This is a genomic window from Burkholderia lata, from assembly GCF_000012945.1.
In the GTDB taxonomy this organism is placed as follows: Bacteria; Pseudomonadota; Gammaproteobacteria; order Burkholderiales; family Burkholderiaceae; genus Burkholderia; species Burkholderia lata.
The window spans coordinates 1,842,321-1,864,196 of record NC_007511.1 but is presented as its reverse complement, the minus strand read 5'-3'; the positions used below and the strand labels follow the sequence as shown (position 1 = coordinate 1,864,196).

The window sequence follows — 21,876 nt, the reverse complement described above, 5'->3', positions numbered from 1 at the left end:
TCCGGATGAAAACGAATCGAATCCACCGGCCGGCGGCGATCGTGCTGACCGCGATCGTCGGTACATCGACCGCCGCGTTCGCGCATGCACAGGCGGCACCGGCTTCGTCGGCGCGGGTCGCGCCGGGTGTCATCCGCCCCGGCACGACGGCCGACGAGGCCGGCATGACGCAGAGGCCGACCGGTATCGACGTCGAATTCGTCGACAAGGCCGGCATGATCGGCAAGGTGGAGCGGCAGGCCAGCCAGCTCGCGCTCGACCGTTCGTCGAACCCGGCCGTGAAGGCGTTCGCGCGCCGGATGGTCGATGACCACGGACGGATCGCGGGCGAATTGCGGCAGCTTGGCGCGGCCAAGGGCGTACCGGTGCAGTCGCGGATGCTCGTCGATCCGGCCGTGACCGCGTTGCGAACCAAAGAGGGCCATGCGTTCGACACGGCCTATGTCGCGCTGGCGGGCCCGCGCGCGCATGAAGCGGCGATCCGCCTCTACGAAGCCGAGGCGCGGAACGGCCGCGATCCGCAACTGCGCGCGTTCGCGGCCAACGCGTTGCCGACGCTGAACGCACACCTGGCCGCCGCCCGGCAACTTGCGCAGACGGTGGCGGCCGCGCACTGAGCGACGATCGCGCTACCGCTTGCCGCTGTCCGGGCTTTCAGGGGTTTCAGACGCTTCGGGGCCGCCCGGCGACGCCTCGTACGGCGGTGAGTCGAGCGCCGTTTCACCTTCCTCGATCAGCCAGTACGGCGAACTGTCGTAGTACGCATGCAGCGCCTCGGCCCACTCCGGATCGGCCATGGCCGGCCAGCGGTTCCGGTCGAAGCCGGGGGCTTCGCGCACGCGTTCGGTGGCGACCGGCAGCACGAAGCATTGGCGCTCGACGTCGAGCACGAGGACGTTCCACGGCACCGCGAGCAGCTTGTCGCCGATCCCGGGCAGGTTGCCCGACGACACGACCGCATACGCGATCCGGCCGGAGCGCACGTCGAGCATGATGTCGGCGACCTGGCCGATGTCGTCGCCGTCCATCGTCAGGACGCGATCGCCTTCGAGCGTGCGGGCAGCCATCACGTCGGGCCCCGGCCCGCGGCTGGCCGTGCGGCGGTTGCTGCCGACGATGCGCGTGTCGTCGCGCGACGGAGTGTCCGTTGTCATCGAATACCTCCTGGTCGAAGCGGCGCCCGGGCGGGCCGCGAGACATGAACGGGCGCCGGTCAGCGCCGGCGCGGCAGCGACACGTCCTCGAGCGTATTGGCGAGCTCGTCGCGCTCGGGGCCGCCCGCGCGCGTCGCGATGTCGCCGAGCGACACGATGCCGACCAGCCGCCGGTTGCGGTCGAGCACCGGCAGCCGATGCAACTGCACGTCGGCCATCCGCTGCTGGACGTCGCCGACACCGTCGTCCTCGACGCACCACTGCACGGGCCTGGACGCGACCGCCTGCACGGGTGTATCGGAAGAATGGCCGTGCGACAGTCCGCGCATCGCGAGGTCGCGGTCGGTCACGATCGCGACGAGTTCGGGGCCGTCGCAAACAGGCAGTACGCCGATGTCGAAGCGCCGCATCAGTTCGGCCGCGTGGCGAATCGTGTCGGTCGGCGCGACGCACACTACGTCGCGCGACATGATCTCGGTGACGCGATACATGAACGCCTCCTTCGTGAGCAGGACGATCCGGGAGCAGATGGCGTGCCGCGTGCGGGCCGCACACGCCGGGCCAGCGCAAGCCCGTTACTCGCGTGAACAGGCCCCGGGCGGTCAGGCGACGGAGAAATTTGCCAGCCCGCTTGTACATCTTCCACGGCAGCAGCCGCGAACGGGCGGGGCAGGATGTCAGTGGCCGATGCCCGTCATTGCGACGATCGCGAGCACGACCGCGCTTTCGATCGCCGCCAGCGCTGCGACGCCGGCGGCGCCGCTGATTTCATGCCATCTGCGTTCAAGGCGTTTCATCAGATCAACTCCGAATTGCTCCGGCACGCCGCTGCGCCGCCGCGCAGCGCGAGCCGGTTGCCGCCGTCAGCCGTGATCGGGGGGCGGGGAAGGGACGTGCGGCGAACGGCGTTCGTGCTCGCCGGACGGCTTGGCAGGATCGATACGGGTCGCGCCGCCAACGGCGGGCGGGTCGCTGGCCGGAAACGTCTCCTCGAGTCCCTCGTCGATGCGTTCCTCCGTCTTGTCTTCGGACGGCGGGCGTGACGTGGCGAGCCAGAGCAGTCCGGCAGCCGGTGACACGGCGTGGTGGCGGCCGGGGGCGTGAACGGTCATGGTCGAACCTCCTTGGTCATGGATACGGGCGCAAGCGCCATGCCTGCGCGGGGCCGACGGCACGACGCTTGCGCGTCGGCGAAACCGCACGGGGCGCGGCGCAGCCACGCGCGCCGTCGGCGTGAACGAGAGGACATCGTGATGAGTGCATCCAGGGAAAGGATACGTTACGACGCGAACGTATGCGGCGGCGATTTATCCCACGTGCGCGAGCGTTTCGACACGTGGAAGCGCGAGTCGCGGATCTATCGGCCCGAGCGGCGCATGTTCGACGGCAAGGACGAAGTACGCGAACTGAACGACGTCATCTATGACGGCCCCGAGCGCGCGCAGCGGGTGCTCGTCGCGGAATGCACGCCGTCCGACCGGTTCGCGCTCGCGGTATGGCTGACCACGGAGGGCCGCTCGATGTGGCTGGTGATGGCGGCGTACGACGATTGAGCACATGGCCGCGTCCGACCGGCGCGGGCACTCGGGCCGCGCAGGAGCGGGTACGCCGCTTGCACGCGATGACGGCGCCATCGAGATGCGCGCGCCGTCACGCAGGAGAGACATGAATACGCCATTCACGCTGCACCGCCCCGAACCGACGACACCCGACGTCGACCCGGACCCGACGCCCGGGCACGACGATCCTGTCGATCCGCCCGTGCCTGACGGGTTGCCTCAGGGCGACCCGCCGTCGCACCCGCCGCCGATGCGGATGCCGGGAGGAGGGCATCACCACCGTCCGCGCGAACACTGAAAAAAGGAGGACCCTCATGGACATTCACGTGCAATCGCCAGACAAGCGCGCGATCGCTCAGGTGCTGGGCCGCTATTTCGAATCGCGCTCGTTGCGCTATCACATCGAGGAACTGCCGGGCGGCGTGCTGCAGATCGGTTTCCGCGCCAGCGGCCACCCGGTTGCCGTCACTGTGTCGTTCGACGATGCCGCGTACGACACCTATACGCATTGGGACGCGAGCCAGAAACAGCTCGCGCTCGGCCGGCTCGCCGACGGCTTCTCGCGGATGATGTCGACGCGCAGCCCGGCCGCGCTGGCCGGTGACTATCACGTCGAGCGATTCTGATTCCACCACGCTTCAAAGGACGGTCGCTGCGCACGGCAAAGTGCCCGCGCGCAGCGGGCGCTTTGCGTCTGCGCGCGCGTCGCGTAGGATGTCCGTTAATTCAGCGCACGCTACGTTCGCGCCGCAGGCTGCCAGCCGCTGCAGCCGAAGAGGCACAATGCGCTTTACTTCAGGTTCGTTTCGCGCAACCGACGGGGACCTTGATGACTGTTGCTCGCCCTTTGCTGTCCCCCGGCGCACGCCGGTTCGTTTCCGGCGTGTCGGCCTGCGCGGCGCTCGCCGCGGCTGGCGCCCGCGACGCGTCGGCCCAGACGCCTTCGCCGCTCGGCGAGTGGCAATACTCGGCGGGCGTGCCGCTCGAAAAACTCTACGATCCGAACGTCTCCACCTGGGATATCAGCATGGGCGCCGCGATGACGCTGCAGCCGCGCTATGCAGGCTCCGACCGCTATCGGGTGATGGGCGGCCCGACGATCGATATCCGCTATCGCGACCTGTTCTTCCTGTCGACGGGCGAAGGGCTCGGCGCGAACGTGCTGCGCGGGCCGAACTGGCGCGTGAGCCTGTCCGTCGGGTACGACCTCGGGCGGCGCTCGGCCGACGATATCCAGCACCTGAACGGCCTTGACAACATCAACGCGGCACCGGTGATGAAGCTGGCTGCCGATTACGTGATCTCGAAGGAATTTCCGCTCGTGCTGCGCGCAAATATCCGGCGCAGCATCGGCGGCTCGAACGGCTGGGTCGGCGATTTCTCCGCGTACATGCCGCTGCCGGGCAGCAACGAGCATTTCTTCTGGTTCGCGGGGCCGACCGTGTCGTTCGCCGATTCGCGCTACATGAACAGCTGGTTCGGCGTGAGTCAGGGCGCCGCCGCGCGGTCCGGGCTGCCGGCCTATTCGTCGGGGGCCGGGATGAAGTCGTTCGGCGCGGGCGTGACGATGGCCTGGTTCGTGAACAAGCACTGGTTCGTCACGATCGACGGCGCGATCGAGCAGCTCGTCGGCCGCGCCGCGCGCAGCCCGATCACGCAGCAGTCGACCAACGGCGTGTTCGACATGTCGGTGAATTACCAGTTCTGAGCGGGGCCGGGCAGCCGATGGCCGAAGGGGCGTGCGGCATCGGCCGTCACATTTGATATGATTCCGACCTGTACAAATGTACAGTGATCAATCCCCGTGACGCCTGCATCGCCGACGCCCCCGGCGTTTTACTACCTGACCAATTTCGAACGCGCGCTCGCCTGGCTCGGCGCGCGTTACGACGACCTGTTCGACGCGCACGAGCACGCGTTCGTCCGGCAGTTCGCGACGCTGCCGCAGGCGTCGCGCGCGCTGCTCGTGCGGATGCTGATGCGCAACGGCTCCGACTTCCGTGCCAGCAAGCTCGTCTACGACGAAATCGGCTGCGCGCTCGACGCAGCCGCGCCGCTCGTCGAACTCGGCTGGGTCGATCCGGCGCCTGCGCTGACGCTCGACGAACTGTTCGCGCTGTCGACCAAGGCCGATCTGCTGCGCATCTTCCCGGCACTCGCCGCGCATGCGGGCGAGCGCAAGCCCGAATGGCTCGAACGGCTGCGTCCCGCGCACGACGTCGCGCAATCGTTCGACGCGTGGTGCGCGCAGGCCGACGACCGCGTGCTGCGCGTGACGGTCGGCGCGCTGTGCGACCGGCTGCGCCTGATGTTCTTCGGCAATCTGCATCAGGACTGGAGCGAGTTCGTGCTCGCCGATCTCGGCGTGTTCCAGTACGAAAGCGTGCCGATCGCGCCGTCGTCGCGCGCGTTCCAGCAGCGCGGCGACGTCGATGCGTATCTCGCGCTGCAGATGTGCCGCGATGCGCTCGACGCCTGGCCCGACGATCTGCCGTTCGACGACCTGATGCGCGCCATCGACGCGGTCGGGTGCGCGCAGCCGTGGCTTGCGACGCGCCGCGCGAAGCTGCTGTTCGCGCTCGGGCAAACCTGCGAGCGCCGGGCCGACTGGGCCGCCGCGCTTGACGCGTATGTGCGCAGCGCATGGCCCGGCAGCCGCCATCGACGGATCCGCGTGCTCGAACGCTGCGGGCGTGACGACGATGCGCTCGCGCTGGCACTCGATGCGCGCGGCGGCTTCGAGAGCGACGAGGAGCGCCAGCGTGTCGAGCGCATGCTGCCGCGCCTGCAGCGCCGGCTCGGGCAGCGCGTCGAACGTGCGGCCGCCGCGGCGGACGTGCCGCGCGAAACGCTCGTGCTTGCGCGCCCCGATGCGTTCGTCAGCGTCGAATTCGCGGTGCGCGACCATCTCGCGCAACCGGCGTCGCCGGTCCATTACGTCGAAAACACGCTGATCAATTCGCTGTTCGGGCTGCTGTGCTGGGAACCCGTGTTCGCCGCGGTGCCCGGTGCGTTCTTCCACCCGTTCCAGCGCGGCCCGGCCGACCTGCACGCCCCCGATTTCGTCGCGCGCCGTGCGGACGCATTTGCGGCGTGCTTCGCACAACTCGATTCGGGTGCATATCGCGACACGATCCGCCGGCATTTCGCGACGAAGGCGGGGCTGCAATCGCCGTTCGTGTTCTGGGGCGTGCTGAGCGACGAACTGCTCGACGAGGCGCTCGCGTGCCTGCCGCCCGAGCATTTGCGGCTGTGGTTCACGCGCCTGCTCGCGGATATCCGCAGCAACCGGTCGGGGCTGCCCGATCTCGTCCGCTTCTGGCCCGGCGAGCGCCGCTACGAACTCGTCGAGGTGAAAGGCCCCGGCGACCGCCTGCAGGACAACCAGACGCGCTGGCTCGCGTACTGCGTCGCGCACGGCATCCCGGTGCGCGTGATCGATGTCGAGTGGGCCGGTGAGGGCGTCGCGCACGCCGAAGCGGCGGGACTGTCGGCATGAGTTACGTCGTCGCGGTGCGGGCGATGTGCGAGTTCACCGCGCGACGCGGCGATCTCGACCTGCGCTTCACGCCCGCGCCGACCGCGCTCGAAGGCATCGCCGGCCACGGTGCGGTCACGTCGAATCGTGGCGCACGCTACGAAACCGAGATCGCGCTGACGGGCACCTGGGGCACGCTCACCGTGCGCGGTCGCGCGGATGGCTACGACCCGGTGGCGAATCGCCTGGAGGAGATCAAGACCTATCGCGGCAGCCTCGATGCGATGCCGGCCAATCACCGCGCGCTGCACTGGGCGCAGGCGAAGGTCTATGCGCACCTGCTGTGCGACGCGCGCGGCTTCCAGGAAATCGATGTCGCGCTCGTCTATTTCGACATCGTGTCCGAACGCGAGACGGTGCTGACGCAAACGCTGGGAGCGGCTGAACTCGCGACGTTCTTCGCCGAGCAGTGCGCGTGCTTCGTCGGCTGGGCGGAGCGCGAGACGGCCCACCGCACGGCGCGCGATGCAGCGCTGCGCGCGCTCGCGTTTCCGCACGGGCAGTTCCGCAGCGGCCAGCGCGAGCTGGCGGTGGCCGTCTATCGCGCGGCACGTGATGAGCGCTGCCTGATGGCGCAGGCGCCGACCGGCATCGGCAAGACGGTCGGCACCGTGTTTCCGCTGCTGAAGGCCTGCGGCGAGGGCGAGCTCGACCACGTGTACTTCCTGACCGCGAAAACGCCCGGCCGCGCGCTCGCGCTCGAAGCGGCAACGACGCTCGGCGCCGGCACGCCCGCGCTGCCGCTGCGCGTGCTGGAACTCGTCGCGCGCGACAAGGCGTGCGAGCACCCGGACAGCGCGTGCCACGGCGAATCGTGTCCGCTGGCGAAAGGTTTCTACGACCGGCTGCCGGCCGCGCGCGACGCGGCGATCGAGGCCGGGCTGCTCGACCGCGACACGGTGCGCGCGGCCGCGCTCGCGCACGACGTCTGCCCGTACTACCTGTCGCAAGAGCTCGCGCGCTGGTCCGACATGGTGATCGGCGACTACAACTACTACTACGACGGCAGCGCGATGCTGCACACGCTCGCGCAGCAGAACCAGTGGCGTGTCGGCGTGCTGGTCGACGAAGCGCACAACCTGCTCGATCGCGCGCGCAAGATGTACAGCGCGTCGCTCGATCCGTTCGCATTCGCGGCGGCCCGCGAGGCCGCGCCCGCTGGGCTGCGCAAGGCCTTCGACCGGCTCGCCCGCGCGTGGGGCACGGTCAGTCGTGCGCAGGCCGAGCGCTATGCCGCGTATCCGGAGATACCGGGCCCGATCGTGTCGGCCGTGCAGAACCTCGTCGCAGCGATCGGCGAGCACCTGACCGACGCGCCGCGCGCGAACGGCGACGCACTGCTGCGGTTTCATTTCGAGGCGATCCAGTTCGGCGTGCTTGCGGAAGCATTCGACAGCGCGTCGATCTTCGACGCAACGCTGCACAGCGAACCGATGCCGCGCCAGCCGGCGCTCGACGGCGTCGCGTCGGCCGGCCGCCGGCGACGCGTCCAGTCGACGCTGTGCGTGCGCAACGTGATTCCGGCCGGCTTTCTCGCGCCGCGCTACGAAGCCGCGTGCGCGACCGTGCTGTTCTCGGGCACGCTGAGCCCGTTTCACTTCTACCGCGACACGCTCGGGTTGCCGGGCGACACGGGCTGGCTCGACGTCGACGGGCCGTTCCGCGCCGAGCAATTGACGGTGCGCGTTGCGAGCCACGTGTCGACGCGCTGGCGCGACCGCGACCGTTCGCTCGAACCGATCGTCGACCTGATCGCCGCGCAATACGCGACGCGGCCCGGCAACTACCTCGGCTTCCTGAGCAGCTTCGACTACCTGGGGCGCGTGGTCGCGCTGATGCAGACTCGGCATCCGGACGTGCCCGTCTGGGCGCAGGCGCCCGGCATGGCCGAAAGCGAGCGCGACGCGTTTCTTGCACGCTTCGACGCGGGCGGGCGCGGTGTCGGCTTCGCGGTGCTGGGCGGGGCGTTTTCGGAGGGCGTGGACCTGGTCGGCGAGCGGCTGATTGGCGCGTTCATCGCGACGCTCGGGCTGCCGCAGGTCAACGACGTCAACGAGCAGATGCGGCGTGCGATGGACGCGCGCTTCGGCAACGGCTACGACTACATGTACCTGTATCCGGGCTTGCAGAAGGTCGTGCAGGCGGCCGGGCGCGTGATCCGCACCGAGCACGACGAAGGCGTCGTGCACCTGATCGACGACCGTTACCGGCGGCGCGAAGTGCGCGATCTGCTGCCGCGGTGGTGGCGAATCGGGTGAGACGGAAGAAGCGCTGCCGGCAGACGGCCGATTCCGGCAAGTGGGTGCCATCCGTCGCGTAGCGAGATCGGGCGGCCGTGGACGCGGCCTGGGTGGGTGCTGCCGCTACAGCACATTCAGCATCGCGAGCGCGGCTTCCTGCAGGTGCGGCAGGACGCGCCGCACGGCCGCGTCGGTCGTCTCCGCGCCGATCGGCATGTTCGTGCTCAGCGCGGCAACCACTTCACCGTGACGGTTCTTCAACGGCACCGCGATCCCGCGCACGCCGACCTGCAATTGCTGCTCGATCGCCGCGAAACCGGCGTCGCGCGCCTGGTCGACCTGTTCGAGCAGGCGGGCCTTGTTGGTGATCGTGTGCGGCGTGAACGGCGGCAGTTCGGTATCGTCGAGCCACGCGCGCACGGCTTCGCGATCGGGATGATGGGCGAGCAGCACGACGCCCGGCGACGTGAGCGGCGCCGGCACGCGCGCGCCGAGCACGAAGCCGGTCGTCATCACGCGCGACACACCGTTACGCGCGATGAATACGAGTTCCCAGCCGTCGAGCACGCTCACGTACGCCGACTCGTTCAGCGATGCGCTCAATTGCTGCAGATAGGGCTGGACCGTGCGCGGCAGGCGCGCCGAATCGAAGTACGACCAGCCGACCCGCAGCACGCGCGGCGTGAGGCCGTACAGCTTGCCGTCGGTGTACACGTAGCCGAGCGATTCGAGCGTCAGCAGGTAGCGTCGCGCGGCCGTGCGGGTGAGGCCGGTGCGCGCGGCGGCCTGGGTGGGCGTCATGCGTGCGTGCTGGCTGTCGAACGCCTCGAGGATCGCCAGGCCTTTTTCGAGGCCGGCAATCCAGTCGCGTCGGTCGAGTTCGGGCTTTTTCATCGTCGGAAGGGGGCTGAGTGCGCGGTAATCGCGCGCGAATGGGCGATTATCGCGCAGATCGGCTCTGCCGCGACGCCCAGCCGGGGCTTGTACGATTCGACGCTGGATGTGTGCCCCGAGCCCGGAACATGACCGTCGACGACAACCGGCGATACGCCGAACGATCGGAGCGGCCGGACGTGCACGCCTTATGTGGAATACACGCCGAGAGTCTTGCGGCTATTGCGCCGCATTGCAGGGACGATTGCTCTGGCGAAGCCGCGCTAGAATCGCCGCCTCGACTGGAACAGAACAATGAAAATTCGCGAATCCGTGTTGGCCGTGCTCGTCACGGCCGTGCCGCTGCTTGCCGCGGCGAATCCTTCGTCCGGCACGCCGCTCCCGAAGCCGACCGTCGACGTGCGTGCGTGGCCGCGCATGACGTCGCCGACATTCGGCTGCTACGTCGAAACGACCTTCGGCTACCGTGACAAGCGCTTCAATTGCGCGTTGAAGAAGTACCGGAACACCGGCGACGCGTGCAAGAACACGCAGGCCTACTACGAAGGCCCGGCGTTCCCCGACCGGCTCGCGGCCAGCGTGCATCCGCTCGCGACGAAGGTCGATCTGGACTGGGAGCAGGGCCGGCTGCAACTGGTCACCGTCACGCTGAAGGGGACGTGGAACGAAGCGGACGTGCGCAAGGCGTTCGGGCTGCCGCGCGCGGAAGGGAGCAAGCTGACCGAAGCGGAGTTGCGGTCGGAGCCGAGCAACCTGATGGACACGAGTGTCCAGTATCCGTCGGCCCCGCTCGACAAAAGCCTCGCGAAGCGCCCGAGCAACCCCGCGCGAGGCACGACGGCCGTGATGCTCTACGGGTTCGACCACATGGGCGGCGGCGATGTCGATTGCGGGGGAGGCGAGTAACGCGGGAGGAGGCGGCCGGCGCAGCCGCCGACCGGGTGCGGAGGATGGTACGGCGCCCGGATGACCGGCGCCGTACCGTCAGGGTTTTACTCGCTGCTCGTCCACTCGACGTTCGCGCCGACCGAGCGCAGGTTCTCGACGAAGTGCGGGTGCGCGCGGCGGATCGGCAGCGCGTTCATGATTTCCGAGCGGCCTTCGATGCTCGCGGCCACCATCAGCAGCGCGATCGCGACGCGGATGATGTACGGGCTCTCGACGCGCGCCGGCGTCAGTTGCAGCCCGCCGAACGTGATCAGCCGGTGCGGATCGGACAGCAGCACGTGCGCGCCGAACTTCGACAGTTCGCCAGACCAGCCGAGCGCACCGTCGTACACCTTGTTCCAGAACATCGCGCTGCCTTCCGCGCGCACGCCGAGCGCGATGAAGATCGGCAGCAGGTCGACCGGCAGGTACGGCCACGGCGCGGCTTCGACCTTGGTGAGGATGTTCTGCGTGAACGGCCGGCGCACGCGCAGCGGGCCGTCGCGTTCCGCGCGCGACCAGCCGTCGCGGTGCGTGACGTTGACGCCGAATTTCGCGAACGTGCGATCGATCAGCGGGAAGTGCTCGGGCGACGAGTTGCGCACCGTGATGTCGCCGCCCGTGATCGCGCCGAGCGCGAGGAACGTCGCGATCTCGTGGAAATCCTCGGCGAAGCGGAACTCGCCGCCGCCGAGCTTTTGGCCGCCCGTCACGCACAGCCGCGACGTGCCGATGCCCTCGATCGCGACGCCGATCATCGCGAGGAACTGGCAGAACTCCTGCACGTGCGGCTCGGACGCGGCATTCATCAGCGTCGACGTGCCGTTCGCGGTCGTCGCGCACAGCGCGAAGTTCTCGGTGGTCGTCACCGACGCGTAGTCGAGCCAGTGGTCGTTGGCCGTCAGCGGGCCGTCGGTGCGGACGATCAGCGAATCGGGCGTGCGCTCGATGTGCGCGCCGAAGCGCTCGAACACCTCGACGTGCGGATCGATCTCGCGCACGCCGAGCGTGCAGCCCTTCACGTCGTTCTCGAGGCGCGCGACACCGAAGCGCGCGAGCAGCGGCGGGATCAGCATGATCGACGAGCGCATCGCTTCCGGCAGCCGATGGACGGCCGGATCGAACTTCGTGTTGCGATGGTGGAGTTCGAGCAGGCCCGTCGTGAAGTCGACCGACACGTCGCTGCCGAGCGTGCGGAAGATGTCGAGGATCTTGCGCACGTCGGTGATATCCGGCACGCCGATGAGGCGCAGCGGCTGATCGGTCAACAGGGTGGCGCACAGAATCGGCAGGACGGCGTTCTTGTTCGCGGACGGCTTGATGTCCCCGCGCAGCGGAGTGCCGCCGTGGACGATGAGATTCGACATGATATGGGGGCGTATCGGTGACTGACGTAGGCCCATATGATGCCATTGGTCGGCGGGCGGCGTGGAATGTTCAGAGGGGAAAAGGGGGAATCGCGGCGTGTAACTGACAGTGTTTGACGTCGCGCGCACGCACTCGACGCAGTGGCGCCGTTGCCGGTCGCCGTCGAGCAATGCGTGATGGCCGGCCGCGGGGCTGGCCGGCCATCCGGTGAGGCTGTTACTGCGCCGCCCGCATCCGCGCGGCGACCACCAGCGAAATCAGGCAGCCCACCGCGAGATAACCGGCGACGAGGTGCCACGAACCGCCGGCCACGCTGACGAGGCCGACCGCAATGAACGGCGTGAACCCGCCGCCGACCACGCTCGCGAACTGGTAGCCGACGCCCGCGCCGCTGTAGCGGTATTCGGCGCCGAACAACTCGGTGAACAGCGGCTGCTGGACGCTCACGACCATGTCGTGTGCCGCATTGGCAAGCAGGATCGAGAAGATCACGATCCACGCGATCGATCGTGCCTCCAGCGCGATGAAGAACGGCACCGCCGACGCGACGCCGATCAGCGCGCCGATCAGGTAGATGCGGCGCAGGCCGTAGCGGTCGGCCAGCCACGCGAAACACGGGATCGTCACGCAGCTCACGGCGCCCACCAGCAGGCCGATGTTCAGGAACAGGTCGCGCGACATGCCGAGGTTGGTCGTCGAATAGCTGAGCGCGAACGCGGTAACGATATACATCGTGAACAGTTCGGCGAGGCGCAACGCGATGATCAGCAGGAATGCCTTCGGATGGCGCGTGAGCGCCTCCAGTACCGGCAGGCGCAGTTTGCGGTTGCCGTGTTCGACTTTCTCGACGAACTCCTGCGATTCGTCCATGTTCTTGCGCACCCACAGCCCGATCAGCACGAGCACGATGCTGAACACGAACGGCAGGCGCCAGCCCCACGACTTGAATGCGGCCTCGCCGAGCGTGTGGCTCAGGATCGACACGATGCCCGTGGCCAGCACGAGGCCGACACCGTAGCCGACCTGCACGCCGCTGCTGTAAAACGCCTTTTTCTGCTTCGGCGCGCTTTCGACGGCCATCAGCGCCGCGCCGCCCCATTCGCCACCGACCGCGAAACCCTGGATCGCGCGCATCAGCACCAGCAGCACGGGTGCCCACCAGCCGATCGTCGAGAACGCCGGCAGCAGGCCGATCGCGACCGTCGACAGCCCCATCAGCATCACGGTCAGCACCAGCATCCGCTTGCGGCCGAGCCGGTCCCCATAATGGCCGAACACGACGCCGCCGAGCGGCCGGAACAGGAAGCCGACGCCGAAGGTCGCGAACGCGGCGAGCGTGCCCATCGTCGGGCTGACTTTCGGGAAAAACTCGGAATTGAATACCAGCGCGGCGACGATCCCGTACAGCAGGAAGTCGTACCAGTCGACAACGGCGCCGACGAAGCTGCCGATCGCGGCCTTGCGGGCCTGGCTGCGTATGCGGGCGCTGGCGGCGGCGTCGAGGGTGTCGAAGGTTGGGGTCATGGCGGTGTCTCCTGGCACGGCGCATCGAGGAATCGTGGCGGCGCCGCGTCCGATGCTGCATTGAAGTCGATGAGTGAACGGAGAATAGGGCGCGCGCCGCATGGCGGCAATTGGCCAATCGGACAGAGTGCGCGATTATCGTTCAAGTCCGTGCGATTATCGAACGCTTTCCGGGTTTGCACTAGGCGGCATGACGATATCCCGTTTGGCCAGGGTGTGCCGCCGTGAACGAACTGGTTAAAATCTGCAGCATTGATAACTCGCCCGTTCGGGGCGGATGCGCGGTCGCCACCCTGGCCGCGCATGCCGCACGCAACAGGCGCCATCCCCATCGACGCATGCCCCCGGAGACTGGAATGCCCGGCAATTCCCACCCCCTGTCCAGCGATACGCCGCCCGTTGCCGATCCGGCTGCCAATCCGCTCGGGATGGCCGGCCTCGAATTTGTCGAATTCGCGGCGCCCGTGCCGGAGGCGCTCGCGCAGCGCTTCGAGCAGCTCGGGTTCAAGGCGATCGCGCGGCATGTCAGCAAGAACGTCACGCTGTACCGGCAAGGGCAGATGCATTTCCTGATCAATGCCGAGCCCGATTCGTTCGCCGCGCGCTACGCGGAGGAATACGGGATGGGCGTCTGCGCGATCGGGCTGCGCGTGGCTAGCGCCCGGCGCGCGTTCGAGCGGGCGATCGAGCTCGGCGCGTGGGCGTTCGAAGGCGAGAAGGTCGGCGTCGGCGAATTGAAGATTCCGGCGATCCAGGGCATCGGCGATTCGCACCTTTATTTCGTCGACCGCTGGCGCGGGCGTGACGGCCAGCGCGGCGGCGTCGGCGATATTTCCATCTTCGACATCGATTTTCGGCCGATCGACATCGCGACCGCGCATACTGATCTCGAATGCGTGGGCGTCGGGCTGCAGCAGGTCGATCATTTCACGCAGACCGTCGGCGCGGGCCGCATGCAGGAGTGGCTGGATTTCTACCACGACCTGCTGCATTTTCGCGAAATCCACGAAATCGACGCGCACTGGCATGTGTCCGAGGAATCGCGTGTGATGGTGTCGCCGTGCGGCGCGGTGCGGATTCCGGTCTATGAGGAAGGCACGCGGCGCACCGAGCTGATGCATGCGTATCTGCCCGACCATCCGGGCGAAGGGGTGCAGCACGTCGCGCTGGCCACCGACGACATCCTGTCCTGCGTCGATGCGCTGCGAGCGAACGGCGTCGAATTCATCGAGCCGCCCGCCCGCTATTACGACGACGTCGACGCGCGGTTGCCGGGGCACGGTGTCGATCTCGATGCGCTGCGCCGTCGCGCGGTGCTGGTCGACGGCGAGATCGGCAGCGACGGCGTGCCGCGTCTGTTCTTCCAGACCTTCGTCAAGCGCCGGCCGGGCGAGATCTTCTTCGAAGTCGTGCAGCGCAAGGGGCACCACGGGTTCGGGGAAGGGAATCTCGCGGCGCTCGCCCGCGCGCGCGACGCCGGCTGAGCGACTGCGAGGCCCCGGGCATCACGCGTTACACGGCAAGCCTCACGCGCCCGCGGCCGGCACGCGGTTCGGCGCGGGGTCGTTCGGCTCGCGCAGCACGCACGCGGTGCCGCCCGGCGTGTACATCGACACGACACAGCGGTTGCACGACGTGCAGCCCGACTGCGCGAGCCGGCCGTCGCGCAGCCCGTTGACGAAGTCCGGCTCGAACACGAGCGCGCGTGCGAGCGCGACTGCGTCGAACCCTTCGCGCATCGCCAGCTCGACGTTCCCGCGTGAACGCACGCCGCCGAGGTAAGCGAGCGGCATCCTGACGGCCGCGCGCACCTTCTTCGAGTGCTCGAGGAAATACATCTCGCGAAACGCGCCCATCTTCGGCTCGGTGAGCTTCTGCAGCGCCATCGCGGTGCGCACGATCGCGTTGTCGGCATTCGCGCGCGCCTCGCCGGGCAACGGGCTGCCGAACAGTTGCCACACCGATTCGACGTTCATCCCGCCGCTGAGCACAAGCAGGTGGGCGCCTTCGGCTTCGAGCCGCCGCGCGATTTCGCACGCGTCGTCGGCCGTACCACCGCCGCGCACGCCTTCGGTCACGCCGATCTTGCAGACGACGGCGAGATCGCGGCCCACCGCATCGAGCACGCGGCGCAGCACCTCGACCGGGAACGTGGCGCGCCGTGTCGCGTCGCCGCCGTACGCATCGCGACGGCGGTTATATAGCGGCGACAGGAACTGGCTGAGCAGATAGCCGTGGCCCATGTGGATCTCGACTGCATCGAAGCCGGCGTCGCGCGCATGGCGTGCGGCCTGCGCGAATTCATCGGCGATGGTCGACATCTGGTCGCGCGTCATCGCCTGCTTCAGGAAGCGGCCGCTCATCACGCCGACCTTGTTGAGGCCGCCCGATGCGCTCAACGGCCGTCTGGTCGACAGCGAAGGCAGGAACGTGAAGCAGCCGCCGTGCGTGATCTGCGCCGATGCCGCAGCGCCGTGGCGATGGACGGCGTCGGTCAGCGCGCGGAACTGGCGCACCGTCGGCACGTCGAGCCGTGCCTGGTCGACGAACGTGCGGCCGTCGTCGCTGATCGCGCAGTATGCGACGGTCGTCAGCGCGGCGCCGCCTTCGGCGATGCGTTCGTGAAAGCGCACGAGCGCGCGCGACGGCACGCCGTTCGGCGTCATGCCCTCATTGGTGGCGGACTTGATCAGGCGGTTGCGCAGCGTCAGCGGGCCGATCTGCAGCGGGCTGAACGCGGTTGTGAGGTCGACGGATTCCATGAGGGGGCGGGCGTCGGGAATGGGCACGGCGACCATTGTGCGGCGGTGGTGCAGGCGCGCATCGTCCGGGTGGATGAGCCGGAGGGCTGACGGGGGCCACCCGGGCCGGCCTCACGATCCGCGAACAGTGTCATCCGGCGTGATGGGTTGCCGGCTGCGTTTGGTCCAGCATCGCGGCGGATGCACCGGCTCAGTCCGGGTGAGGGCCGATGCGCCGGCGCAACCGGTGCCCAACGGGATCTCGATGGCGGCGGATGTGTCAGTCCGACCCGGATGATCTGTCGAGTCGGTGTATTGAATCGCCGTATCCGGTTCTCAAGCCCGGCCGATGCGCCAGCGCAACCTGTAACGAACGTGGCGTCGAGTCAGCGCATCGGAAGCCACCAGACGCTCAAGCCCGCGCCAAACCCGACCGCCAACTGTCGAGCCATTACGCGAGATCGCCCGCTCCCAGCTTGCGCGCCTGCCGACGCATGCCGTCGAAGATGGCGTCCGCCACGTCCGCCGGAAAATCCGCCGGAATCTGCGCGGCGGCTTCGGCGATCGCGGGTTCCGTGCGTGCGACGACGGCCGCCATCGCAGCGCGCACGTCATCTTCGGTCAAGCCGACCCGCCGGCCCTGCGCGATCCAGTGGCGCGACTGGATCTCGCCGATCACGTAGTGCCGGTTCTTCCCGCACACGGCCATCGCGAGCCGCGCGCGGCGCGGCGGAAGCTGGTTGCGGCGCGTGCCGATGATCGGATGCGCGGACAGCACGTCGTACAGCGGTGTGCTGCGGTACGTGTTGCCGGGCAGGTGCGCGATGCTGAAGTTCTTTGCGTGGCCGTCGATCGCCGCCAGCACCCAGAACACCAACTGCGCGACGAAGAAATTCATTCGGTCGGGTGCGGCGTCGGCCGAATTCGCGAGGATGCCCATGATCGTCTCGATGCCGGGGCCGCCGTCGGATTCGTATTTCGCGCCGGAGGGCGTGCCGGTCGCCTGGCACATGTCCTCCTGCGGCAACCGCAGGATCCACGTGCGGTCGCGCGACGGACGCCGGTCGAAGCGCTCGACGATCAGCGCCTTCTGGTCGTCGAACCGGCCGATTTCGCACGGTGCGACCGGCAAACCGTATGCGGCGACGAGCTTCGAGCACAGCCATTCGTTTTCGACGGACGTCCGCATGTCGGCCTGCATGTTTCCGACGCGCCCGAGCGGCAGCTTGAAGATGTGCGTCGTCGGCGTGCTGCCGGACGGCCGCAGCCAGCGGTTTCCCTGACGCAGCAACGCGGTCTTTTCCTGCGCACCGGCAATCGACAGGCGCAGGTCGCCTTCCGGCTCCGCGCGGCCAGGCAGCGGCGCGGCGGTCGCGTGGCGCAGCACGTCGGCAACGGCCGCGTCATCGAGCGCCGTGCCGTCGATCGACTCGAGATCGACAGGCGTTTCGCCGGGCGGCAGCATCTGGACCGCGCCGACGCAATCGCGGCCGATCGACGCGAGCAGTTCGAACGGCGCCGTCGATCGAAGCCGGTAACGCTGGGCGATGCGGCGGCGGATCGGCTCGCTGTCCGGCAGCAGGTTGTCGAAGTAATCGGCGACGATCGTGCCCTGGTGCGGCTGGTTCCCGGGCGTGAAGGGCAGCGAGAGCGACAGCGGCCGCCCCTGTGGATCGTCGAGCCACGTCGGCAGGTAGACGAGACGCTCGACGCCGCGCCGGACTTCCCAGTAGCCGACCGGAATGCCGTTCATCCACAGGTCGAGCCGGTCGTGGCGAGCACGCGTGGCCATCGTCACCAGTCCTCCCGCTTCGAAACCCGTGGCTTGCCGGGTGTTGTGGTCGCGGGCCGCTTGCGCTTGGCGCCGGTTGCGGGTTTGGCTGGATTCTGGGCCGGCGTGGTGCCGCGCGCCGTATCCTGCTTGCGTTTGCTCGCGGCCGGTTTGCGCACCGCCGGTGCGGCATCGGGCGCGGGAGCCGGATCGGCCGATGCCGCCGACACGTCCTGCTTGCCCAGGGCGAGCGTCATGTGAACGCCGAGCGTGTTCAGCACCTTGAAGAGCCGCTCGATGCTGACAGCCGACGGGTTGGCCTCGAGCTGCGCGTAGGATTGCTGCGTGACGCCCAGGCGGGCGGCCAATTGCGCCTGCGTGAGGCCCGCGGCTTTCCGGAAGCCGACGAGTATCGGACGCAGCTGGGTCAGGGTCTGGACAGGAAAGGCCATTGGGCGCTCCGCAGAATAACAGGCGATCGTTTGTAATCGAAAAATACAGTCTATGGCATGTATTGTCAAAATACAAACCAGAGACTGTATCCAGAAAAAACAAACGATCGCCTGTCAAGCGAAAAACCCGCCTGCCATCCCGTGTCAACGCTTCACGCCACTCGCAGCGGGCTCGCGAGCGCACCCCGCGCGCTTTCCGGATCGTCGTCGCCCAGCGGAATGAACGCCATGATCTCCAGGTCGTGTCCCGACAGCGCAGGCAGCCGGAACGGGCTCGACAGCACGTTCAGCCGCCGCACGCCAAGCTCGCGCAGGATCTGCGAGCCGATTCCCGTCACGCGTCCGTCGCGGCGCGCATGGCTGGCCGGCGCCCGCATCGGGTCGCCGCGCATGTCGCAGTCGAGCAGCACCGCCACCCCGCAGCCGGCCGCGTCGATCCGTTGCAGCGCGGCGTGCAGTGGCCACGAATGCGCGGACGGCTCCGCATCGAGCAGGTCGAGCAGCGAATGGCATTCGTGCACACGCGTCAGCACGGGCGTCGACGGATCGGGCTCGCCGCGCACGAGCGCGAGATGCGGCGCGCCGTGCACGGTGTCGCGATACTCGATCGCGCGGAATCGTCCCCACGGCGTATGCAGCGGCCGCTCGCCGACGCGTTCGACGAGCGATTCGTGCTCACGCCGGTAATGGATCAGGTCGGCGATCGTGCCGATCTTCAGCCCGTGCTGCGCGGCGAACACCTTCAGCTCGGGTAGCCGAGCCATCGTGCCGTCGTCGTTCATCACCTCGCAGATCACCGACGCGGGCGTGAGCCCGGCGAGCGCCGCGAGATCGCAGCCGGCCTCGGTGTGCCCCGCACGCACGAGCACGCCGCCCGGGCGCGCGGCGATCGGGAACACGTGGCCGGGCTGCACGAGATCGTCCGGGCGGGCGCCGGCCCGCACCGCCGCACGGATCGTATGCGCGCGATCGGCCGCCGAAATGCCGGTGGTCACGCCTTCGGCCGCCTCGATGCTGACGGTGAACGCGGTACCGAACGGCGTACCGTTGTGATCGGCCATCGGCGGTAGCTTCAGCTGCTCGCAGCGCTCGGCGGTCAGCGTCAGGCAGATCAGCCCGCGCCCGAAGCGCGCCATGAAATTGATCGCGTCGGGTGTCACATGATCGGCCGCGATCACGAGATCGCCTTCGTTCTCGCGATCCTCTTCATCGACGAGCAGGACCATCCGGCCCGCCCGCAGCTCGTCGACGATCTCCAGCGTGCCGGCGAGCGTCATGGTGCCTCCGTCGCGTCGAACGCGCGGCGCAGCGCATCGGCGCCGAAGGTCAGCACGCGGTCGGCCGCATCGACGGCGCCGAGCATGCTCGCGAAACCGTGAAGCTGCCCAGGCCAGCGCACGAGCGTCACCGGCGTGCCGGCCTGCGCGAGACGCAGCGCATACGCTTCGGCCTCGTCGCGCAGCGGATCGAATTCGGCGCTGACGATCGTAGCCGGTGCCGCGCCCGCGACGTCCGGCGCAGCGAGCGGGCTCGCAAGCGGCGACGCGCGATCGGCGCCTTCGTCGAAATACTGGCGCTTGAACCAGCGCATCATGTCCGCCGTCAGGAAATAGCCGTTGCCGAGCGTTTCGTACGACGGATGCTCGGTCGCGCAATCGACGACCGGATACAGCAGCAACTGGTGCGCGATCGCAATGCCCGAGCCACGCAACTGCAGTGCGGCGACTGCCGCGAGATTGCCGCCGGCGCTGTCGCCGGCCACGGCCAGCGCGCCGGCGCGTGCGCCGAGATCGCGCGCGCTGGCGGCGGCCCAGCGCATGGCGTCGCATGCGTCGTGCGCGGCAGCCGGGAAGCGCGCCTCGGGCGCAAGCCGGTAGTCGACCGACAGCACGAGCGTGCGCGCACGGGCCGCGAGGCTGCGGCACAGGTTCGCGTGCGTATCGATCCCGCACGACACGAAGCCGCCGCCGTGGAAGAACACGGTCAGCGGCAACGGCCCGTCGACCGCGGGGCGATACAACCGTGCGGACAACTGACGGCCCGACGCGGGAATCTGCCAGTCCTCTTCGGCGACGACAGCGTCGCCTGGGGCAAACGCGCCGCCGTCGGCAAGACTCGCGCGATACGCGGGAACGGTGAGTTGCGCGAAATCGATCGCGGGTGCCTGGGCGAACGCGGCGAGCAGCGCCTGCGCCTGTGGGTCGAGCGGCATGGGGACTCCTGTCTGAATCGTATGCGGTTTGAATCAGGTAAACCCGTGTCGCGGTTTTCCCTGAGTCCGCGCCGGACGCTTGCCGGCACGGCCTGACGGGCATTCCAGCGCAGCGGGCAGGGCGCCACATCATCCGATCGGACGATGGTTCGTTTGCACGGATGGCCAATTCTCACCATTCAGTGAATCTCCCGATGACGCCGGAATTTAGACGCGTCTTAATCATGGCGGCGCGGTTGGGTCGCGCCGGAAACATGTCGTATGGAGGATGGAGCGTGCTGATGGAGACGAGATGGGCTCCGCAAGAGAGCCAGGCAACCAGTGACGAGGCCGACATCGGCGTCGCGGATTTCAGCGAGCTGATGGCGCGCATCTACCAGGGGCCGCTGGAGACGCCGCCGTGGGCCGGTGCGCTTGAACTCGTCCGTCGCTGGCTGCAGGCCAACTACGTGACGCTGATCCTGCGCGCGGCCGCGAGCGACCGCCGCGCGCCGCTGTCCGTGCACGCGTCGGAATTCGGCCCGGTGGTGCCGGGCGACGGCGAGGCGTCGTACAACAACTACTACTATTCACTCGACCCGTTCGTCGGCCTGCCGGCCGATCGCGTGGTCACGGTCGACGACGTGTTCGGCGACACGGGCTGGCTGTCGAGCGAGCTGTACAAGCAGTTCCTGAAGCCGCAGGACGTGCGCTATATCCTCGGCGCCGACCTGCGCACGTCGTCGGGCGTCGAGTGCCGTTTCCGCGTGTGCCGCAACCACGCGTCGAAGCAGTTCTCCGCACGCGACAAGGCGATCTGCGCGCTACTGCTGCCGCACCTGAAGCGCGCGGTGGAATTGCATTCGCGGCTCGACACGGCCGAGGTCGAACGCTCGATCTATGCGAACGCGATCAACCGGATGCAGATCGGCACGATCACGCTCGACGAGAACGGCACGATCATCGACCTGAACAGCGTGGCCGACGAGATCCTCAAGCAGAACAACGGTCTGACGATTGCGCGCGGCACGATCGAGGCGACCGATGCGCAGGAGAACCGCACGCTGAAGCGCCTGATCCGCCATGCGGTGATGGGGCACCACGGCACGGCCGCGGCGACCGTCGAGGCGATGCCGATCACGCGCAGCTTCGACAAGCCGCGCCTCGGGCTGCTGGTGCGCACGGTGCTGCTGTCCGACTGGTCGGAGGACAACAAGCGGCGGCCGGCCGTCACGCTGTTCCTGCGCGATCCGGACCGCAAGCCGCAGGGCGCGCAGGAAATCATCCGCAAGCTGTTCGACCTGACGCCCGCCGAGACGTCGCTCGCGTTGCTGCTGACGAACGGGCTGACGCTCGAGGAGGCTGCGGAGGAATCGGGGATCAGCAAGAACACGGCGCGCACGCACCTGCGCGCGATCTTCTCGAAGACGGGTGTCACGCGCCAGGCGACGCTCGTGCGGATTCTGCTCGGGAGCGTCGTGCCGCTCGGGTAAGCGACCGCCAAGGCCGATTCATCG

At 68.3% G+C, this 21,876-nt stretch carries 21 protein-coding genes; 10 read left to right on the top strand and 11 right to left on the bottom strand.

Features of this window, described 5'->3' with window-relative positions; translation table 11 throughout:
- The first annotated feature begins 5 nt into the window (after positions 1-5).
- Positions 6-617, top strand: a complete 612-nt coding sequence (locus tag BCEP18194_RS30960; protein WP_011355242.1) for a DUF4142 domain-containing protein — start codon at positions 6-8, stop codon at positions 615-617.
- A gap of 12 nt (positions 618-629) precedes the next feature.
- Here BCEP18194_RS30960 and BCEP18194_RS30955 read toward each other — a convergent pair whose 3' ends face one another.
- From BCEP18194_RS30955 to BCEP18194_RS40400, 3 genes are all read right to left on the bottom strand, one after another.
- Positions 630-1,154, bottom strand: coding sequence for a PRC-barrel domain-containing protein (locus BCEP18194_RS30955; protein WP_011355241.1), 525 nt, complete (start codon positions 1,152-1,154; stop codon positions 630-632).
- A 59-nt stretch (positions 1,155-1,213) separates the two neighbouring features.
- Entirely contained in the window at positions 1,214-1,645 is a 432-nt protein-coding gene (locus tag BCEP18194_RS30950; RefSeq protein ID WP_011355240.1) for a CBS domain-containing protein, read from the bottom strand.
- Positions 1,646-2,017: 372 nt separating this feature from the next.
- Positions 2,018-2,266 carry a hypothetical protein gene (locus BCEP18194_RS40400; RefSeq protein WP_011355239.1) on the bottom strand — a complete coding sequence of 83 codons (249 nt, stop codon included), beginning with the start codon at positions 2,264-2,266 and terminating at the stop codon, positions 2,018-2,020.
- A gap of 141 nt (positions 2,267-2,407) precedes the next feature.
- On the opposite strand from BCEP18194_RS40400, the gene BCEP18194_RS30945 reads away from it, so the two are divergent.
- From BCEP18194_RS30945 to BCEP18194_RS30925, 6 genes are all read left to right on the top strand, one after another.
- Positions 2,408-2,707 carry a hypothetical protein gene (locus BCEP18194_RS30945; protein WP_011355238.1) on the top strand — a complete coding sequence of 100 codons (300 nt, stop codon included), beginning with the start codon at positions 2,408-2,410 and terminating at the stop codon, positions 2,705-2,707.
- 112 nt (positions 2,708-2,819) lie between these two features.
- Positions 2,820-3,011, top strand: a complete 192-nt coding sequence (locus BCEP18194_RS41435) for a hypothetical protein (RefSeq protein ID WP_157687320.1) — start codon at positions 2,820-2,822, stop codon at positions 3,009-3,011.
- A 16-nt stretch (positions 3,012-3,027) separates the two neighbouring features.
- The gene (locus BCEP18194_RS30940; RefSeq protein ID WP_011355236.1) at positions 3,028-3,339 is read left to right on the top strand and encodes a hypothetical protein; all 312 of its coding nucleotides are present in this window, start codon (positions 3,028-3,030) and stop codon (positions 3,337-3,339) included.
- A 203-nt stretch (positions 3,340-3,542) separates the two neighbouring features.
- Positions 3,543-4,421: a MipA/OmpV family protein gene (locus BCEP18194_RS30935; protein WP_011355235.1), complete on the top strand. Its 879-nt coding sequence runs from the start codon at positions 3,543-3,545 to the stop codon at positions 4,419-4,421.
- A gap of 96 nt (positions 4,422-4,517) precedes the next feature.
- Positions 4,518-6,212, top strand: coding sequence for a VRR-NUC domain-containing protein (locus BCEP18194_RS30930; RefSeq protein WP_011355234.1), 1,695 nt, complete (start codon positions 4,518-4,520; stop codon positions 6,210-6,212).
- The gene (locus BCEP18194_RS30925; protein ID WP_011355233.1) at positions 6,209-8,509 is read left to right on the top strand and encodes an ATP-dependent DNA helicase; all 2,301 of its coding nucleotides are present in this window, start codon (positions 6,209-6,211) and stop codon (positions 8,507-8,509) included. The genes BCEP18194_RS30930 and BCEP18194_RS30925 overlap by 4 nt, the downstream gene beginning before the upstream one ends.
- Positions 8,510-8,614: 105 nt before the next feature.
- On the opposite strand, the gene BCEP18194_RS30920 is transcribed toward BCEP18194_RS30925, so the two are convergent.
- Positions 8,615-9,385 (bottom strand): IclR family transcriptional regulator domain-containing protein, encoded by a 771-nt coding sequence (locus tag BCEP18194_RS30920; protein ID WP_011355232.1) that lies wholly within the window; start codon positions 9,383-9,385, stop codon positions 8,615-8,617.
- A gap of 294 nt (positions 9,386-9,679) precedes the next feature.
- Between BCEP18194_RS30920 and BCEP18194_RS30915 the strand changes: the two genes are divergently transcribed.
- Entirely contained in the window at positions 9,680-10,291 is a 612-nt protein-coding gene (locus BCEP18194_RS30915) for a hypothetical protein (protein WP_011355231.1), read from the top strand.
- 86 nt (positions 10,292-10,377) lie between these two features.
- On the opposite strand, the gene BCEP18194_RS30910 is transcribed toward BCEP18194_RS30915, so the two are convergent.
- Positions 10,378-11,679 carry a UDP-N-acetylglucosamine 1-carboxyvinyltransferase gene (locus tag BCEP18194_RS30910; RefSeq protein WP_041493310.1) on the bottom strand — a complete coding sequence of 434 codons (1,302 nt, stop codon included), beginning with the start codon at positions 11,677-11,679 and terminating at the stop codon, positions 10,378-10,380.
- A gap of 217 nt (positions 11,680-11,896) precedes the next feature.
- A complete protein-coding gene (gene shiA, locus BCEP18194_RS30905; protein ID WP_011355229.1) occupies positions 11,897-13,204 on the bottom strand; it encodes a shikimate transporter in 1,308 nt (435 codons plus the stop codon).
- 356 nt (positions 13,205-13,560) lie between these two features.
- On the opposite strand from shiA, the gene BCEP18194_RS30900 reads away from it, so the two are divergent.
- A complete protein-coding gene (locus BCEP18194_RS30900; protein WP_011355228.1) occupies positions 13,561-14,688 on the top strand; it encodes a 4-hydroxyphenylpyruvate dioxygenase family protein in 1,128 nt (375 codons plus the stop codon).
- 42 nt (positions 14,689-14,730) lie between these two features.
- Here the strand turns inward: BCEP18194_RS30900 and BCEP18194_RS30895 are convergent, their stop codons facing one another.
- The 5 genes from BCEP18194_RS30895 to BCEP18194_RS30875 all read right to left on the bottom strand — a co-directional run bounded on the left by BCEP18194_RS30895 (position 14,731) and on the right by BCEP18194_RS30875 (position 20,380).
- Positions 14,731-15,966: an NADH:flavin oxidoreductase gene (locus BCEP18194_RS30895; protein ID WP_041493309.1), complete on the bottom strand. Its 1,236-nt coding sequence runs from the start codon at positions 15,964-15,966 to the stop codon at positions 14,731-14,733.
- A gap of 430 nt (positions 15,967-16,396) precedes the next feature.
- A complete protein-coding gene (locus BCEP18194_RS30890) occupies positions 16,397-17,737 on the bottom strand; it encodes a type II toxin-antitoxin system HipA family toxin (RefSeq protein ID WP_011355226.1) in 1,341 nt (446 codons plus the stop codon).
- A gap of 2 nt (positions 17,738-17,739) precedes the next feature.
- A complete protein-coding gene (locus tag BCEP18194_RS30885) occupies positions 17,740-18,168 on the bottom strand; it encodes a helix-turn-helix domain-containing protein (RefSeq protein ID WP_011355225.1) in 429 nt (142 codons plus the stop codon).
- A gap of 152 nt (positions 18,169-18,320) precedes the next feature.
- The gene (gene ribBA / locus BCEP18194_RS30880) at positions 18,321-19,445 is read right to left on the bottom strand and encodes a bifunctional 3,4-dihydroxy-2-butanone-4-phosphate synthase/GTP cyclohydrolase II (RefSeq protein WP_011355224.1); all 1,125 of its coding nucleotides are present in this window, start codon (positions 19,443-19,445) and stop codon (positions 18,321-18,323) included.
- Complete coding sequence (locus tag BCEP18194_RS30875) at positions 19,442-20,380, bottom strand: alpha/beta hydrolase (RefSeq protein ID WP_011355223.1); 939 nt, start codon at positions 20,378-20,380, stop codon at positions 19,442-19,444. Before BCEP18194_RS30875 ends, ribBA begins: the two co-directional genes overlap by 4 nt.
- Positions 20,381-20,661: 281 nt before the next feature.
- Between BCEP18194_RS30875 and BCEP18194_RS30870 the strand changes: the two genes are divergently transcribed.
- Positions 20,662-21,852 (top strand): helix-turn-helix transcriptional regulator, encoded by a 1,191-nt coding sequence (locus BCEP18194_RS30870; protein ID WP_041493308.1) that lies wholly within the window; start codon positions 20,662-20,664, stop codon positions 21,850-21,852.
- Positions 21,853-21,876 lie beyond the last annotated feature (24 nt).

What these genes read in the sequence shown, in the direction of transcription:
- BCEP18194_RS30960 (WP_011355242.1), top strand. Translation starts at nt 6, where the DNA reads ATGAAAACGAATCGAATCCACCGGCCGGCGGCGATCGTGCTGACCGCG.
- BCEP18194_RS30955 (WP_011355241.1), bottom strand. Translation starts at nt 1,154, where the DNA reads ATGACAACGGACACTCCGTCGCGCGACGACACGCGCATCGTCGGCAGC.
- BCEP18194_RS30950 (WP_011355240.1), bottom strand. Translation starts at nt 1,645, where the DNA reads ATGTATCGCGTCACCGAGATCATGTCGCGCGACGTAGTGTGCGTCGCG.
- BCEP18194_RS40400 (WP_011355239.1), bottom strand. Translation starts at nt 2,266, where the DNA reads ATGACCGTTCACGCCCCCGGCCGCCACCACGCCGTGTCACCGGCTGCC.
- BCEP18194_RS30945 (WP_011355238.1), top strand. Translation starts at nt 2,408, where the DNA reads ATGAGTGCATCCAGGGAAAGGATACGTTACGACGCGAACGTATGCGGC.
- BCEP18194_RS41435 (WP_157687320.1), top strand. Translation starts at nt 2,820, where the DNA reads ATGAATACGCCATTCACGCTGCACCGCCCCGAACCGACGACACCCGAC.
- BCEP18194_RS30940 (WP_011355236.1), top strand. Translation starts at nt 3,028, where the DNA reads ATGGACATTCACGTGCAATCGCCAGACAAGCGCGCGATCGCTCAGGTG.
- BCEP18194_RS30935 (WP_011355235.1), top strand. Translation starts at nt 3,543, where the DNA reads ATGACTGTTGCTCGCCCTTTGCTGTCCCCCGGCGCACGCCGGTTCGTT.
- BCEP18194_RS30925 (WP_011355233.1), top strand. Translation starts at nt 6,209, where the DNA reads ATGAGTTACGTCGTCGCGGTGCGGGCGATGTGCGAGTTCACCGCGCGA.
- BCEP18194_RS30920 (WP_011355232.1), bottom strand. Translation starts at nt 9,385, where the DNA reads ATGAAAAAGCCCGAACTCGACCGACGCGACTGGATTGCCGGCCTCGAA.
- BCEP18194_RS30915 (WP_011355231.1), top strand. Translation starts at nt 9,680, where the DNA reads ATGAAAATTCGCGAATCCGTGTTGGCCGTGCTCGTCACGGCCGTGCCG.
- BCEP18194_RS30910 (WP_041493310.1), bottom strand. Translation starts at nt 11,679, where the DNA reads ATGTCGAATCTCATCGTCCACGGCGGCACTCCGCTGCGCGGGGACATC.
- shiA (WP_011355229.1), bottom strand. Translation starts at nt 13,204, where the DNA reads ATGACCCCAACCTTCGACACCCTCGACGCCGCCGCCAGCGCCCGCATA.
- BCEP18194_RS30900 (WP_011355228.1), top strand. Translation starts at nt 13,561, where the DNA reads ATGCCCGGCAATTCCCACCCCCTGTCCAGCGATACGCCGCCCGTTGCC.
- BCEP18194_RS30895 (WP_041493309.1), bottom strand. Translation starts at nt 15,966, where the DNA reads ATGGAATCCGTCGACCTCACAACCGCGTTCAGCCCGCTGCAGATCGGC.
- BCEP18194_RS30890 (WP_011355226.1), bottom strand. Translation starts at nt 17,737, where the DNA reads ATGGCCACGCGTGCTCGCCACGACCGGCTCGACCTGTGGATGAACGGC.
- BCEP18194_RS30885 (WP_011355225.1), bottom strand. Translation starts at nt 18,168, where the DNA reads ATGGCCTTTCCTGTCCAGACCCTGACCCAGCTGCGTCCGATACTCGTC.
- ribBA (WP_011355224.1), bottom strand. Translation starts at nt 19,445, where the DNA reads ATGACGCTCGCCGGCACGCTGGAGATCGTCGACGAGCTGCGGGCGGGC.
- BCEP18194_RS30875 (WP_011355223.1), bottom strand. Translation starts at nt 20,380, where the DNA reads ATGCCGCTCGACCCACAGGCGCAGGCGCTGCTCGCCGCGTTCGCCCAG.
- BCEP18194_RS30870 (WP_041493308.1), top strand. Translation starts at nt 20,662, where the DNA reads ATGGAGACGAGATGGGCTCCGCAAGAGAGCCAGGCAACCAGTGACGAG.